The 12527-nt window shown below is 68.3% G+C and carries 14 protein-coding genes; 4 read left to right on the forward strand and 10 right to left on the reverse strand.

Going from position 1 to position 12527, the window contains the following annotated elements; all coding sequences use genetic code 11:
* Positions 1 to 178 precede the first annotated feature (178 nt).
* From ATO6_RS05345 to ATO6_RS05375, 7 genes are all read right to left on the reverse strand, one after another.
* Positions 179 to 1711: a hypothetical protein gene (locus tag ATO6_RS05345; protein WP_088622864.1), complete on the reverse strand. Its 1533-nt coding sequence runs from the start codon at positions 1709 to 1711 to the stop codon at positions 179 to 181.
* A gap of 230 nt (positions 1712 to 1941) precedes the next feature.
* Positions 1942 to 2451 (reverse strand): peptide-methionine (S)-S-oxide reductase MsrA, encoded by a 510-nt coding sequence (msrA, locus tag ATO6_RS05350; protein WP_088622865.1) that lies wholly within the window; start codon positions 2449 to 2451, stop codon positions 1942 to 1944.
* A complete protein-coding gene (msrB, locus tag ATO6_RS05355) occupies positions 2448 to 2897 on the reverse strand; it encodes a peptide-methionine (R)-S-oxide reductase MsrB (RefSeq protein ID WP_088622866.1) in 450 nt (149 codons plus the stop codon). The genes msrA and msrB overlap by 4 nt, the downstream gene beginning before the upstream one ends.
* A gap of 95 nt (positions 2898 to 2992) precedes the next feature.
* Positions 2993 to 3709, reverse strand: coding sequence for a gamma-glutamyl-gamma-aminobutyrate hydrolase family protein (locus ATO6_RS05360; protein WP_088622867.1), 717 nt, complete (start codon positions 3707 to 3709; stop codon positions 2993 to 2995).
* A complete protein-coding gene (locus ATO6_RS05365) occupies positions 3709 to 4698 on the reverse strand; it encodes an amidoligase family protein (RefSeq protein WP_088622868.1) in 990 nt (329 codons plus the stop codon). Before ATO6_RS05365 ends, ATO6_RS05360 begins: the two co-directional genes overlap by 1 nt.
* Before the next feature lie 48 nt (positions 4699 to 4746).
* The gene (locus ATO6_RS05370) at positions 4747 to 5922 is read right to left on the reverse strand and encodes an acyl-CoA dehydrogenase family protein (protein WP_088622869.1); all 1176 of its coding nucleotides are present in this window, start codon (positions 5920 to 5922) and stop codon (positions 4747 to 4749) included.
* A 208-nt stretch (positions 5923 to 6130) separates the two neighbouring features.
* Entirely contained in the window at positions 6131 to 7789 is a 1659-nt protein-coding gene (locus ATO6_RS05375) for a DNA polymerase Y family protein (RefSeq protein WP_088622870.1), read from the reverse strand.
* Between the two features lie 132 nt (positions 7790 to 7921).
* Between ATO6_RS05375 and ATO6_RS05380 the strand changes: the two genes are divergently transcribed.
* The gene (locus ATO6_RS05380) at positions 7922 to 8368 is read left to right on the forward strand and encodes a cytochrome c (protein WP_088622871.1); all 447 of its coding nucleotides are present in this window, start codon (positions 7922 to 7924) and stop codon (positions 8366 to 8368) included.
* 1 nt (position 8369) lies between these two features.
* Here ATO6_RS05380 and ATO6_RS05385 read toward each other — a convergent pair whose 3' ends face one another.
* Positions 8370 to 9116, reverse strand: coding sequence for a phosphodiester glycosidase family protein (locus ATO6_RS05385; RefSeq protein WP_088622872.1), 747 nt, complete (start codon positions 9114 to 9116; stop codon positions 8370 to 8372).
* On the reverse strand, positions 9113 to 9523 hold the full coding sequence (gene rbfA / locus ATO6_RS05390; RefSeq protein ID WP_088622873.1) for a 30S ribosome-binding factor RbfA: 411 nt from the start codon (positions 9521 to 9523) through the stop codon (positions 9113 to 9115). The genes ATO6_RS05385 and rbfA overlap by 4 nt, the downstream gene beginning before the upstream one ends.
* An 85-nt stretch (positions 9524 to 9608) precedes the next feature.
* Between rbfA and dapB the strand changes: the two genes are divergently transcribed.
* The gene (dapB, locus tag ATO6_RS05395) at positions 9609 to 10418 is read left to right on the forward strand and encodes a 4-hydroxy-tetrahydrodipicolinate reductase (RefSeq protein WP_088622874.1); all 810 of its coding nucleotides are present in this window, start codon (positions 9609 to 9611) and stop codon (positions 10416 to 10418) included.
* Between the two features lie 77 nt (positions 10419 to 10495).
* On the forward strand, positions 10496 to 10855 hold the full coding sequence (locus ATO6_RS05400) for a dihydrodipicolinate reductase (RefSeq protein WP_088622875.1): 360 nt from the start codon (positions 10496 to 10498) through the stop codon (positions 10853 to 10855).
* A 17-nt stretch (positions 10856 to 10872) separates the two neighbouring features.
* Here ATO6_RS05400 and ATO6_RS05405 read toward each other — a convergent pair whose 3' ends face one another.
* Entirely contained in the window at positions 10873 to 11058 is a 186-nt protein-coding gene (locus ATO6_RS05405) for a DUF1674 domain-containing protein (RefSeq protein WP_088622876.1), read from the reverse strand.
* A 66-nt stretch (positions 11059 to 11124) separates the two neighbouring features.
* Here ATO6_RS05405 and ATO6_RS05410 point away from each other — a divergent pair, with 66 nt between their 5' ends.
* Positions 11125 to 12513: an RsmB/NOP family class I SAM-dependent RNA methyltransferase gene (locus ATO6_RS05410; protein WP_088622877.1), complete on the forward strand. Its 1389-nt coding sequence runs from the start codon at positions 11125 to 11127 to the stop codon at positions 12511 to 12513.
* Positions 12514 to 12527 lie beyond the last annotated feature (14 nt).

The following is a 12527-nucleotide window of genomic DNA, read 5'->3' on the forward strand; positions in this document are numbered from 1 at the left end:
AATTCTCGACCATCGGGTCAAAAAGCTGTTCCGCGGTTACGGCGGTTCCAAAGCCCGATTGTATGTGCTCAAACGGTAATTCTTGCAGGCCCAAGTCAGCCGGACGCAGGGAATGCCATTAAAAACGGCATTCTCCCTTTGAAAACGCGGAATGGGTCGTGGGCGATTCGGTCCCGGCCTAGCGGAACAGCTTGTTGTGAACCGAGATCGAGAGGCCGAATTTCGGATCGCTCTGCCCGGTCATCGCATTGATGCCGTAAGCCCCGATGGCGTTGGTCGCATGCAGCCCGACATCGAGCGGCATGCCCTGCACCCGTGTCTTGGCCCCGATCGCCCAGATATCACGCCCGCCGTCCCGGACCGTGTATTCCCCGATCACGCGAATGTCCGGCGTGACGGAATAGCTCGCGCCCAGACCGACCGCATAGATTTCCTGGCTGCCGAAGAAAGCTGCCTTGGGTTCGACCGTCATGGCAAAGTTCGGACCGAATTCGCGCATCATCGGCAGTGACATGTAGAGCACGCCATTCTTCTGCCGGTCGCGCCCGGCCTGGAAGGTATAGCCGAGGCTGACGGGGAAGCCGTCGACCTGATCCATGAACTGCAGCTTGAACGTCCCGGACCAGCGGCCCGTGGTGCCCGGCAGAGCGTTGATCGCGGCGCTGCCGTCGTTCGCCACCTCTTCGTAACTGGCGCCGAGTTCGAGGAAGTGGTCGGGCGAAACCGAAACATGCGCCGCACGCGCGCCGTCCGTGCCGATCTCGCCATGCAGTTCGACCGTGCCGCGATCGCGCGTGCGCGGTGTTTGCAGGGTGAAGCCGTTCGACTGCAGCGCGGTCTGGTAGCTTGTCAGGGTGGTGCCGGGGGCGCGATCGTAGATCGGCTTTTCCGGGCTGCCGCGGCCGAAGGTCAGGTTCAGCATCGCGCCGATCATGACCATGTCGCCGTTCGGGAAATAGGTCAGCACGCTGGTAGTCGGCGTCGTGCCCATGCCGTTGGTGGCGAACACTTCGACCGAGCTGTTGGGTGCGAAAAGGAACCGCGCGCCGCCGGTGATGACCGGTTTGCGGCCATAGCTGCCGTCCGAGCGGATCGTGTTCGCGCCGGTCAGCGGCTGCGTGACGGTCCCGTAGACCAGCAGGCGTTCCACGACCTGCCACGTCACACCTGCGCCGACGCTGGCGACGGTGCCATAGAAGGTGCTGCCCCCGCGCGAACCGGGAAAGATCGAGACGCCGGGCGTCAGGTGCAGGCGGATACCGGGCGCGACATCGTAGCTGACCGGCAGATGCGCCGAACCGACGAATTCATAGTCCTGGGAAAACTTGCCGAAGATCGTGGAAGAGAACTTCAGGAATTCCCCCGCGATCTGCGCCGACATCGTCAGCGGACCTTCGTCGTAGAACCGGTATTTCACATGCGCGCCGCCGCCGACGACCTGCGCACTGCGGCCGGGCGTATCCGTGGCGATCGGGCGGGGCGGCGGATCGACATGGTTGATGTAATCGACGCCGAACTGCAGCCCTTCCATCGGCGAAAACGCCGCGCCGGACTGATAGATCTGGTTGCCGGTGCCCGCAGTCTGGATCGACGGGTTGGTCTGGAGGAACCCCAGCCGGAACCGGAAGGCACCGCGCGGCAGGACATCGCCGGTGGTGAAATTGAACAGCGCGTCGGGCTGACGCTCCATCGCCGTGACCGTTTCCGGCATGGCAGGCCCGGCTGCGGCGCAGGTCAGGGCCAAGGCCAGCGATGCAGCGCTGGCGCGTCTGCGGGTCGGGCGAAGAAAACTGGAAACCGGAGTCATGACTTAACCTGCCAGTCGGACATTTGCGTCAACAAAACCCGCCGCAGGTTCAAAGAGCAAGGGGTGTCACAGGATTTACCTTGCTCTGTGGCAGATCGGATGACGCCTGCCGCACCGGGCGGCAGGCATCGCGATTATTCAGCGGCATCCCGCCGGGGCAGGACCCAGTTTGCCCGCGGATAATGGCAGGTATAGCCGTTCGGAATCCGCTCCAGGTAGTCCTGATGTTCCGGCTCCGCCTCCCAGAAATCGCCGACCGGTTCGACCTCGGTCACCACGCGGCCCGGCCAGATGCCGGAGGCATTGACGTCGGCGATGGTATCCAGCGCGGTCTGCTTCTGTGCCTCGTCGAGGTAGTAGATGGCCGAGCGATAGGACATGCCGATGTCGTTGCCCTGCCGGTTCACCGTGGTCGGGTCGTGGATCTGGAAGAAGAACTCAAGGATCTGCCGGTAGCTGATCGTCTCGGGCTCAAAGAAGATCTCGATCCCCTCGGCGTGGGTCCCGTGATTGCGGTAGGTCGCGTTCTTCACGTCCCCGCCGGTATATCCGACGCGCGTGCGTTTCACTCCGGGCAGCTTGCGGATCAGGTCCTGCATGCCCCAGAAGCATCCTCCTGCCAGAACGGCGCGTTCTTCACTCATGCCACATCCTCCACCTGGTCGATGTATTTGCCGTAGCCTTCGGCCTCCATGTCGTCGCGGTGCACGAACCGCAGCGAAGCCGAGTTGATGCAATAGCGCAGCCCGCCACGGTCGCGCGGCCCGTCCGGGAAGACGTGTCCGAGGTGGCTGTCACCGTGCTTGGACCGGACCTCGACCCGGACCATGCCGTGGCTGGTGTCGCGCAGCTCGATCACGTTCTCGGGCTCGATCGGCTTCACGAAGCTGGGCCAGCCGCAGCCGCTTTCGTATTTCGACGCCGAGGCGAACAGCGGCTCGCCCGACACGATGTCCACGTAGATGCCGGGTTCCTTGTTGTAGAGGTATTCCCCGGTGCCGGGCCGTTCGGTTCCGCTTTCCTGCGTCACCCAGAACTGTTCCGGGCTCAGCGCGGCGATGGCGTCGGCGTCCTTGCGATAGTCACTCATGCGCATCTCCTGTCCTTGGGCACAGTAGATGGCATCGAACGGGGGAAAGAAAAGCCCTGTTTCAGGCCGCGCCGCCTGACGTGAACGTCCTGCGTTCAGGCCTGCGCCGCTTCGGATGTCACGGCATCGACCTGCGATTCCATCTCCATCCGCGCTTTGGCCGCTGCGACCAGCCCCCTGAAGATCGCCTGCTGACGGTGTGCGTAGAACAGGTGCTCGGGGTGCCACTGCACGCCGAGCGCCCAGGGATCGCGGTCCCGTTCGACGGCCTGGATCATGCCGCCTTCGTCCCGCGCCGCGATCCTGAGTCCGTTGCCGAGGCGCTGCACCGCCTGCGAATGCAGCGCATTCACCTTCATCGGCGCGGTGCCCGCCAGGTCGGCCAGCCGGGTGCCGGCCATGACCTGCACCGTCTTGCGGGGCAGGATGGTCTTGTAGCGGCGGCTGTCGGTGTGAGTCGCATAAGCGTCCTGATCCAGGGTGCCGCCGAGCGCCACGTTCAGCATCTGACTGCCCCGGCAGATGCCGAGCACCGGCTTGCCCTCGGCCATCGCCGCCTCGACCAGCCGCCGCTCCATCGCGTCGCGTTCGGGGTCGAGCCGCGCGCTCGACATGAGCTCGCCGCCGTAGAGGTCGGGCGAGATGTCGTCGCCGCCGCCGATCACGATACCCGCGACGCGCGACACGTCGGACGGCCGTCCGACACCCCAGCGGACCGCGCGGCCGCCGGCCATCCAGATGTTCAGGGCGACCAGCGGGAAGATGCGCCAGCCGGAGCGGCGGGAGGTGGTGACACCGATGAGTGGACGCATCACGCGGCCTCCGTTTCTGTTATGAGGCCGGCCTTTTTCAGGAGCTCGCCGCAGCGCCCGGCCCAATGCGACCGGCTGAGCGTGATCAGCCCGTGATCGTCCAGCCACGCCTCGGCCAGCCGATCCAGCAGAGCGCGGTCCGCGGCGATCCGTTCGACCAGCCGCCAGCGTTCCCATTCCTGACGCAGGGACCAGCCGGCCTCGTCGATGCGGCTGTCGGGCAGTCGGAAGTGGAAGGTGGGCCGGCCCTTGAGCGCCTTGGCGTGATCGACGGCCTCGCGCACACGGTCCTTGTCGAGATGCGCGAACAGCGGCAGCATGTCGAGCCCGTGGTTCCGGCTGGCATCATGCCCGAGGTAGATGCCGATGACCTCGTCCGTTGCGGCCCCCGACCCGGCTCGGGCGAGGTCGCGCACCAGCGAGGTCGGGTAGGGATCGGTGAAGGGCAGGGCCCGGCGGCTCGGGTCGATCGGGGCGGCCGTTCGCATCCAGTCCTCGATCAGCGCATAGGCCAGCAGGGGCCGCGTCACGCCTGCGGCATCCTCGCTCGCCACCTCGACGTTGAGGTGAACGCCGAACCCGTAGAACAGCCCCTGGCCCGAGCCTTCCGCGCCCGCCTTCCGCAGCACGTCGCGCAGGGCATCGAGCCGGGCAAGACCGGACCGGCTGAGCGGTTCTGTCACGATCTCGACGGGGATCAGGTCGCGACCCAGCTTCAGCCCGGCCTCTGTCAGGCGGTCCGGTCCGGCCTTTCGCAGGGCGGTGTCGAGATAGACCTCGATCCGTCCGAGCGCGCCGTCCTCGACCACCCAGTCATGCGTGTCGGTCTGCCGCGCGGTGCCGCCGGTTTCCCGTGCGACGATCCGGGCGGCGTCGCCTTCGGCGAGGCCGGAGAATTCAATTTCGACACCCGTCAGGCGCGGTTCGCCGTCAGGCGTCCGGTCCCGTGGCAGGGCGGGGAAGGGGGAATGTGAACTTGGCGCGGTCATACCATATGGAACGCCGCGCCCCGCCGGCGGTTCCCCGCCGACGCAAGGTCAAAGGCCGGGAATGCGATCCTGCAGCGAATGCCGGGCGATCAGCATCCGGTGCACCTCGGACGGGCCTTCGTAGATGCGCATGCCGCGGACGAGGTTGGCCATCATCTGCAGCGGCAGTTCCTTGGTCATCCCCATGGCGCCGAAGGCCTGCATCGCCTTGTCGACCGTGTCCCACGCCAGTTCGGTGCCCATGAGTTTGACCATCGAACATTCGGTCCGCGCCTGCTCGCCCCGGTCGATCTTGGTGGCGGTGTTGTAGACCATCAGCCGCAGGGCATGCAGCTGCATCTCGGCATCGGCGATCCACCACTGGATCGACTGGCGGTTCGACAGCAGGTCGCCGAAGGTCTTCCGCTGCTTGACCCATTCCTTCATCAGGTCGAGCGCCCGGCGCGTCATGCCCGCGCATTTCGCCCCCATCTCGACCCGCCGCATCGACAGGCGCAGCTGCATCGGGCCATAGCCGTTGCCCAGCTCACCCAGCAGGGCGCTGCCGGGCAGCTTCAGATCCTCGATCGCGATCTCGTAGGTCGACCGGCCGCCGAGCATCCGGATGCGTCGGGCGATGTTGAAACCGGGCGTGTCCTTGTCGACGACGAAGGCCGAGATGCCACCGCGCGCGCCCTTGCCGGGGTCGGTGACGGCCATGAGGATGGTGAAGTCGGCCTTGTCGGCCTTGGAGATCCAGATCTTGCGGCCGTTGATCTTCCACCCGTTGCCGTCCTGCACGGCGCGGGTGATCATCGAGGCCGGGTCGCCGCCGCCGTTGGGTTCGGAAATTGCGATGGCGCTGATCGCCTCGCCCCGCGCATAGGGTTCGAGGTATTTCTTCCGCTGCTCCTCGCTGCAGGTCTTCATCAGCATGTGCAGGTTCGGGCTGTCGGGCGGGAAGTTGTAGTCGATGCAGCTCTTGCCGAGCTCTTCGAACACGCCGACCATCGAGGTCGCGTCGAGGTTCATGCCGCCGAATTCCTCGGGGCTTTCCAGCCGGGTCAGGCCGAATTCCTCGGCCTTCGCGTCCAGCGCCTCGCGTTCTTCCGGGACGACGGACATCGGGCCGCCCTCGGCCTCGCGGGCCAGCACTTTCGGCTCCAGCGGTATCAGGTGGTCGCGAACGAACCGGGCGACGAGATCGCGCAGCATCTGCTGTTCTTCGGTCAGCGAGAAATCCATGTAGCTCCTCCTTGGGTCGGGGGAGTGAAGGCGATTTGCACCGGGGTGTCACGCGCATTCGGTGGCGTTTCAGGTGGGTGGCGGTGCGCTTGCGGAGAGGCCGGGGGCTCTGCCCCCGGACCCCCGGCATATTTTCGGCAAGATGAAGCAGGGGGCCTGCGCGAGACATGCCGTCAGGCGTGATGAGCGGCCGGTCGGGTCGGCTGTATCAGGGGAAACGGCCCTGGCAGAACCAGCCGGGCGAGAGCGCGGCGCCGTGCGCGTAGTAGAGCCACAGGCGTTCGCCGCCCTCGACTGTGACGCGCCAGTAGTCGCGGACGCCGGTGCGCCAGTCGGGGTCGTCCAGCCACCATTCCGGCGCGATCCGCTCGGGGCCGGTGGCCGCGACGGCGATGAGGTCGCGGCGGCGCCAGCGGAAGGCGGCGGGCGGGCCGGGGCTGTCGGGGGCCTGCACCGGCTCGGGCCGCCAGAGCAAGAGGGGCCGGGCGACCGGGGGCTGCGGCCATGGCCCGGCGGGGTCGGACCATGCGGCGGCGAGGGTGAGGGCCGCTTTTTCCGGGATGTGGGAGGAGGCGGGGTGCAGGCGGGTGATCGCCTCCATCCCCGTCCGCGCGCCGATCCTTGTGATCAGGTCGTCGAGCGCATGGTCGCCGCGCGCGCGCGCCGTCACCGCCTCGGCCGCGTCGAGATGGCCGCGGGACTGGGTGCGGTGCACCGTTTCCGTCTGCACCGCCTCGAGCCGCAGCATGTCGATGCCGAAGCCTGCGTCGAGTTCGGGCACCTTCATCGCCAGCAGCGGGCGGATGCGGTCGGGCTGGTGGCTGGGCCGGGCGACGCCCGCCTCGATCCACTGCATCGTCCCGTCGGTGCGGAAGATCTGCAGCCGCACGGTGCGGATGCCCATGGCCTTCGTCTCGAGCGTCGCGCAGAGGCGGGTCAGCAGCCGGTCCAGCCCGGCGAGGATGTCGCTTTCTAGTCCGATCGGTTCCGGCAGGGTCATCCGCACCGCGTCGGGCCGGTCGGCGCGGGCGGGCGAGACCGGCTCCGGCGCATGGCCGAGCGCCTGGTCGAGGCGCAGCGCCAGTTGCCGCCCGAAGCGGCGGGCCAGCGGCGCGCGGGGTTGGTCGAGCAGGTCGCCGATGCGCCGCAGCCCCAGCCGGGCGAGCTGGTCGAGGACGGGGCGGTCGAGCCTGAGCGCCGCGACGGGCAGCGGCGCGATGGCCTGCCGGGTCTGGCCGGGGGCGGCGATCCGGACCTCGGGCGCGGCATCGGCGGTGGGCCGGGGCGCCGCGCCGCCCTTGACCCAGTGCCGCCGCGCGGCGCGCGAGCGGGTGGCCGGCGCCTCGGCATCCACGGCGTCGCCGGTGCGGCGGTGTTCCGGCGCGCGGCCCGCGTAGCGCGCCAGCCCCCAGGCCGCACCCGGCGTGTCCGCGATCCCGGCGAGGTGGGTCAGCCCCAGCCGGGCGCAGTCGGCGGCGAGCGTGTCCATGAGCCCGGCCTCGCCGCCGAAGAGATGCGCGCAGCCCGAGATGTCGAGCACCAGCGACTCGGGCGGCGTTTCGGCCACCCAGGGCGAATAGCGGCCCGCCCAGCGTCGGAGCAGGGTCAGGAATGCGGCCTCCTTCTGCGGGTTGCGCAGGCGGGTCAGCAGGTCCGGGCACATCGCGCGGGCGTCGCGCAGCGGCTGTCCGCGGGTGAGCCCGGCGGCCGAGGCCCCGGCAGAGAGCGACGACAGCGTCTGCAGGCTGCCGCTTTCCTCGACCACCGCGAAGGGCCGTCCGTCATCGCCGCCCGCCTCTCGCAGCAGGCGTTCGGCCCCCAGCCTCGGGAACCAGACGGACAGGATGCGGCGCGACGGGGCGGGCATGGGCAGGGCAGCGGCGAGTCGAATTGTTCATGATTTGTTCCATAGTGGCGCGGGAATCCGCCGGTGTCGAGTCACAGCGGTTTTCCGCGGGCCGGTCTGACCTACACTTCCCTCGACACAAAGGAGTTTTCCATGACGCGCAACGGCCCGACGCTTGTCCTCATCCTCACCATCGCTGCATTCACCACCGGGGCCCTCGCGCAGGTCGAGCCCACCGATCCCACGGTGAAGGCGCGGATGGAGCTGATGAAGGACATCCGCGCCCAGATGGGCACCTTGGGCGGCATGGCGCAGGGCAAGATGGCCTTCGACGCGGATGCGGCGGCGGAAGCACGGCGGGCGCTGGCCGAGGACGCCTCGGAAATCCCCGCCGCCTTCGAGCAGCGCGCGACCGATCCGGCGACCGAGGCCGCCCCGGCGATCTGGGAGGATTTCGCGGATTTCACCGCCAAGGCGAAGCTGCTGGAGGATGCGGCGACCAAGCTGGGGACCGGATCGCTGGATGACCTCAAGGCCGGGATTGGCGAAATCGGGCAGGCCTGCTCAGGCTGCCACAAGCTCTACCGGATCGAGAACTAGGTCACTCGACCGGGGCGACGACGGCGACGATCGGGCCCATCGTCCGCCCGCCGTCCGCCCGCCCGAGGCCGGGGGCGTAGAGCCGGGAGATGTTGCCGTCGAAATAGAGCGCCTGCGGCAGGCCGAGCTGATCGCGGAAGAAGCTGCCGAATTCGTGGAAGGTCACCGCGTTGCGCGAGATGACGAAGACCGCGCGGTCGCCGCTGGCCGAGGTGCCTACGCCATTCCGCAGGTAGCGCGAGTTGCTTTCCGGCAGGAACTTGGGGTGCAGCTCGCCGTCGATGACCAGCATGGGGCCGGACTGGGTCGCGAAGCGGCACTTGCCCTGCCGGGTGTCGACGAACTTCAGCGTCTCGATGACCTCGGCCTTGCCCTCGCCGAAGCAGAAGACGCCGTTCGGAACGAGGCCGAAGTTGCCGGGTCCCGGATTCGGGATCACCCGCATCAGCTCCTCGCCCTCTTCGACATAATGGCCGACCGGGCGGCGGTCCTCGTGATACATGCCGGCGTTCATGCCGAAGAGCAGCTGTTTGCCGTCCTCGCGCAGCGCGGTGTTCAGCGTTTCGAAATGGCCGAAGGGGGTGCCGGAGGTGTCGTTCAGGAACAGGCGCAGGTCCTCGGCGGCCGGATCGACCTCGCAGACGACATAGGCGTTGCCCCTGTAGTTCTCCTCGCGGCACTCGACCGCGCCCGCCGACGTTGCGGCTGCGGCGGTGAGCAGGGTGAGGCCGGCGAGCCAGCCTCTCACTTGTCGTCTCCGTCGTCGTCCAGATCGCGCCGGACCTCGTCGCGTTCAAAGAGTGCGCGGGTCGCGTCCATCCGGTCGAACGTGTCGTCCAGCCGGAATCGCAGGTCCGGGGCAAAGCGCAGCCCGGCCTTCTTGCCGACGATGCGCCGCAACTCGCCCTTGTTGCGCGCCAGCAGAGTGATCAGGTCGTCCTGACCTTCGCCGCCGAGCGGCAGGACGAAGGCTGTCGCGATCTTGAGATCGGGCGTCACGCGCACCTCGCCCACGGTGATCGACATGCGATTCAGGTCGGGGTCGTGGATCTCGGCCCGCTGCAGCGTTTCCGACAGGATACGCCGGATGTGTTCGCCGACGCGAAGCTGTCTTTGCGAGGGGCCGCGGCCCCCTTGGGCGGAGGGGTTGTTCATGCCTCCGCATCTACGCGTTTGCGGGCCCTTTGCCAAGGCGCGTGCCAGCCGCTATTGAGGCACCCGGACAATGGAGACAGGGCGGATGACGGAACTTCCCAATTTCGTGGTGACGGGCGCATCGGGCCGGATGGGCCAGATGCTGATCCGGACGATCGCCGAATCGGGCCGCGCACGGCTGTCGGCGGCAGTCGAGCGTCAGGGTCACGACTGGATCGGCCGGGACATCGGCGAATGCATGGGCGGGGCGGCGACCGGCGTGATCGTGACGGACGATCCGCTGGAGGCTTTCGCCACCGCAAGGGCGGTGCTCGACTTCACCGCGCCGAAGGCGAGCGTCGAGTTCGCGGCGCTGGCGGCGCAGGCGCGGGCTGTGCATGTCATCGGCACGACGGGGCTGGAGCCGGAACATCTCGAGAAGTTCGCCGCCGCCGCGCGGCACGCGGTCATCATTAGGGCCGGCAACTTCAGCCTCGGGGTCAACCTGCTGGTGCAAATGACGAAACGGGTTGCACAGGCCCTCGACGAGGAATTCGACATCGAGGTGATCGAGGCGCACCACCACCACAAGGTCGATGCGCCCTCGGGCACCGCGCTGATGCTGGGCGAGGCCGCGGCCGAGGGGCGCGGCGTGTCGCTGCGGCAGATGTCGGACCGGGGCCGCGACGGCATTACGGGGGCGCGGCAGCCGGGGCATATCGGCTTTTCCGCGATCCGGGGCGGCGACATCGTGGGCGAACATGACGTGATGTTCGCCGGGCAGGGCGAGCGGGTGATCCTGCGCCATGTCGCGACCGACCGGGCGATATTCGCGCGCGGCGCGGTCAAGGCGGCGCTCTGGGGGCTGGACCGGGCGCCGGGCGAATACGACATGGCGGACGTGCTGGGATTCTGACCGGTATTCACGGTCTGGAAACGCCGAAGTGATCCAATCGCTCGGAGGGCGCGTAACCCCCGTGAAAGGAGATCACCATGCGTGCTGTTCCAATCGCCGCCATGCTCGCCGTTCTAGCGACTGCCGGCCCCTCTCTGGCCGAGGCTGAAAGGCGTATCGACAAGCGGTCGGAGTTCATCAATATCGTCGAGGGACGCAAACTGACCTATCTGGGCGTGTCGTTGCGTGTCTTCCGGGATGGCCGGATCACCGGCCGGGCGTTCGGGCGCGAGGTCACCGGGTCGTGGAACTGGCAGGACGGATTCTTCTGCCGGACGTTGAACTGGGGGGACAAGCCCTTCGACCGGAACTGTCAGAAGGTCGACGCCGGAGACAGCGGCGTCCGTTTCACATCTGACAGGGGCACAGGGCAGACGGCCAAGCTGTCACTGCGATAGGCCGCAGCGGAACGCCGTCAGAAATCGACGGCGATGCCCTTCTTCTCCCAATCGCCGTACCGAACGGGTTCGGGACCGTCGCGACCGCCAAGTTCCTTGGGCATGTCGGCAGGCTGTGCGGCCCGGCGCCGCGCCTCGGCTTCGGCCAGCGCGCGCTGCGCGGCGGGCGGCAGATCTTGGCGGGGTGTGTCGGCGTTGCTCATCTCGGCTTCCTTCCGGTGTTGTGCGTTGATATACGCCGCCCCTGTCCAATCGCAAGGATTGCCCTGATGCCCACCCCGCCCAGATCCCCCCGTCCCCCGCGCTCCGGCGGTAAACCCGGCGGGCCCAGGGGCAGGGGTGGCAAGCCTGATCGCGGCGGCGCGGGCAAACCCCGTCCCGAAGCGCCCCGGATCACATCGGCCCGCGGCGGCGCGGTCGCGCTGCTCGACGCCGTGCTGGGCCGGTCGCGGCTGATGTCCGATCTGACCGTGGCGGGCGGGCCGCTCGATCCGTTGTCCCCCGCCGACCGGGCGCGGGCGCAGCGGCTGGCGACCGAGGTGCTGCGTGGCCTCGACCGGGCGGATCGTCTGCTTGGGAAACATCTGACCAAGGCACCGCCGCTGACCGTCCAGAACATCCTGCGGCTTGGCACGTGGGAACTGAGCCATGGTGAAGCGGCGCATGGGGTTGTGAACGATTGCGTGGCGCTGGCAGGTGAGGCGCCGCGCGGTGCGTCCATGAAGGGGCTGGTGAACGCCGTGCTGCGCAAGATCGCGGCCGAAGCGCAGAACGAATGGCCCCGGCTGCGCGTCCCCCGGCTGCCGGAGTGGCTGCGCCTCCCCCTGACCGAGGCATGGGGCCCCCAGGCCGTAGCCGCCATGGAGGCGGCGCATTTCGCAGGGGCGCCGCTTGACCTGACGCCGCGCGATGCCGCCGAGACGGAGGCACTGGCCGCAGAACTCGGCGCCGAGGTATTGCCGACCGGCTCGTTGCGCCTTTCGGCGCCGGGCCAGGTCAGCGCCCTGCCGGGCTATGACGCGGGCCGGTGGTGGGTGCAGGACGCAGCCGCCGCGCTTCCGGCGCGAATGCTGGGGATCAAGCCGGGTGACCGCGTGCTCGACCTCTGTGCCGCGCCGGGTGGCAAGACGTTGCAGATTGCCGCTGCCGGGGCCGGGGTCACGGCGCTCGACCTGTCTGAAAAGCGGATGGAACGGGTGGCCGAGAACCTTGCCCGCACCGGGCTGACGGCCACCACCATCACCGGCGACGTGCTGGAGCATCACGGCGGCCCCTATGACGCCATCCTGCTGGACGCGCCCTGTTCCGCGACCGGCACCATCCGGCGGCATCCGGACCTGCCCCATGCGGCGGACGGGCGGAACATCTCGGACCTGATCGACCTGCAGGCGCAGATGATCGACCACGCGCTGACCCTGCTGAAACCCGGCGGGCGTCTGGTCTACTGCACCTGTTCGCTGATCCCGGACGAAGGCGAATGCCAGACCGACGAGGCGCTGGCGCGTCATCCCGGCCTGCGCGTCGACACCGACGCCCGCAACCTGCCCGGCGTGCCCGAGGCATGGCACAGCAGCGAAGGCGGCCTGCGCATCCGTCCCGATCACTGGGGCGATCGCGGCGGGATCGACGGGTTCTACATGGTCGCGCTGCGCCTCTGACCCCAAGCGGGGGC

The organism is Oceanicola sp. 22II-s10i (assembly GCF_002210105.1).
Classification (GTDB): domain Bacteria; phylum Pseudomonadota; class Alphaproteobacteria; order Rhodobacterales; family Rhodobacteraceae; genus Pseudooceanicola.

What these genes read in the sequence shown, in the direction of transcription:
- msrB (WP_088622866.1), bottom strand. Translation starts at nt 2,897, where the DNA reads ATGAGTGACTATCGCAAGGACGCCGACGCCATCGCCGCGCTGAGCCCG.
- ATO6_RS05370 (WP_088622869.1), bottom strand. Translation starts at nt 5,922, where the DNA reads ATGGATTTCTCGCTGACCGAAGAACAGCAGATGCTGCGCGATCTCGTC.
- ATO6_RS05380 (WP_088622871.1), top strand. Translation starts at nt 7,922, where the DNA reads ATGACGCGCAACGGCCCGACGCTTGTCCTCATCCTCACCATCGCTGCA.
- ATO6_RS05360 (WP_088622867.1), bottom strand. Translation starts at nt 3,709, where the DNA reads ATGCGTCCACTCATCGGTGTCACCACCTCCCGCCGCTCCGGCTGGCGC.
- ATO6_RS05400 (WP_088622875.1), top strand. Translation starts at nt 10,496, where the DNA reads ATGCGTGCTGTTCCAATCGCCGCCATGCTCGCCGTTCTAGCGACTGCC.
- ATO6_RS05345 (WP_088622864.1), bottom strand. Translation starts at nt 1,711, where the DNA reads ATGCCGGAAACGGTCACGGCGATGGAGCGTCAGCCCGACGCGCTGTTC.
- ATO6_RS05405 (WP_088622876.1), bottom strand. Translation starts at nt 11,058, where the DNA reads ATGAGCAACGCCGACACACCCCGCCAAGATCTGCCGCCCGCCGCGCAG.
- dapB (WP_088622874.1), top strand. Translation starts at nt 9,609, where the DNA reads ATGACGGAACTTCCCAATTTCGTGGTGACGGGCGCATCGGGCCGGATG.
- ATO6_RS05410 (WP_088622877.1), top strand. Translation starts at nt 11,125, where the DNA reads ATGCCCACCCCGCCCAGATCCCCCCGTCCCCCGCGCTCCGGCGGTAAA.
- msrA (WP_088622865.1), bottom strand. Translation starts at nt 2,451, where the DNA reads ATGAGTGAAGAACGCGCCGTTCTGGCAGGAGGATGCTTCTGGGGCATG.
- ATO6_RS05375 (WP_088622870.1), bottom strand. Translation starts at nt 7,789, where the DNA reads ATGCCCGCCCCGTCGCGCCGCATCCTGTCCGTCTGGTTCCCGAGGCTG.
- ATO6_RS05365 (WP_088622868.1), bottom strand. Translation starts at nt 4,698, where the DNA reads ATGACCGCGCCAAGTTCACATTCCCCCTTCCCCGCCCTGCCACGGGAC.
- rbfA (WP_088622873.1), bottom strand. Translation starts at nt 9,523, where the DNA reads ATGAACAACCCCTCCGCCCAAGGGGGCCGCGGCCCCTCGCAAAGACAG.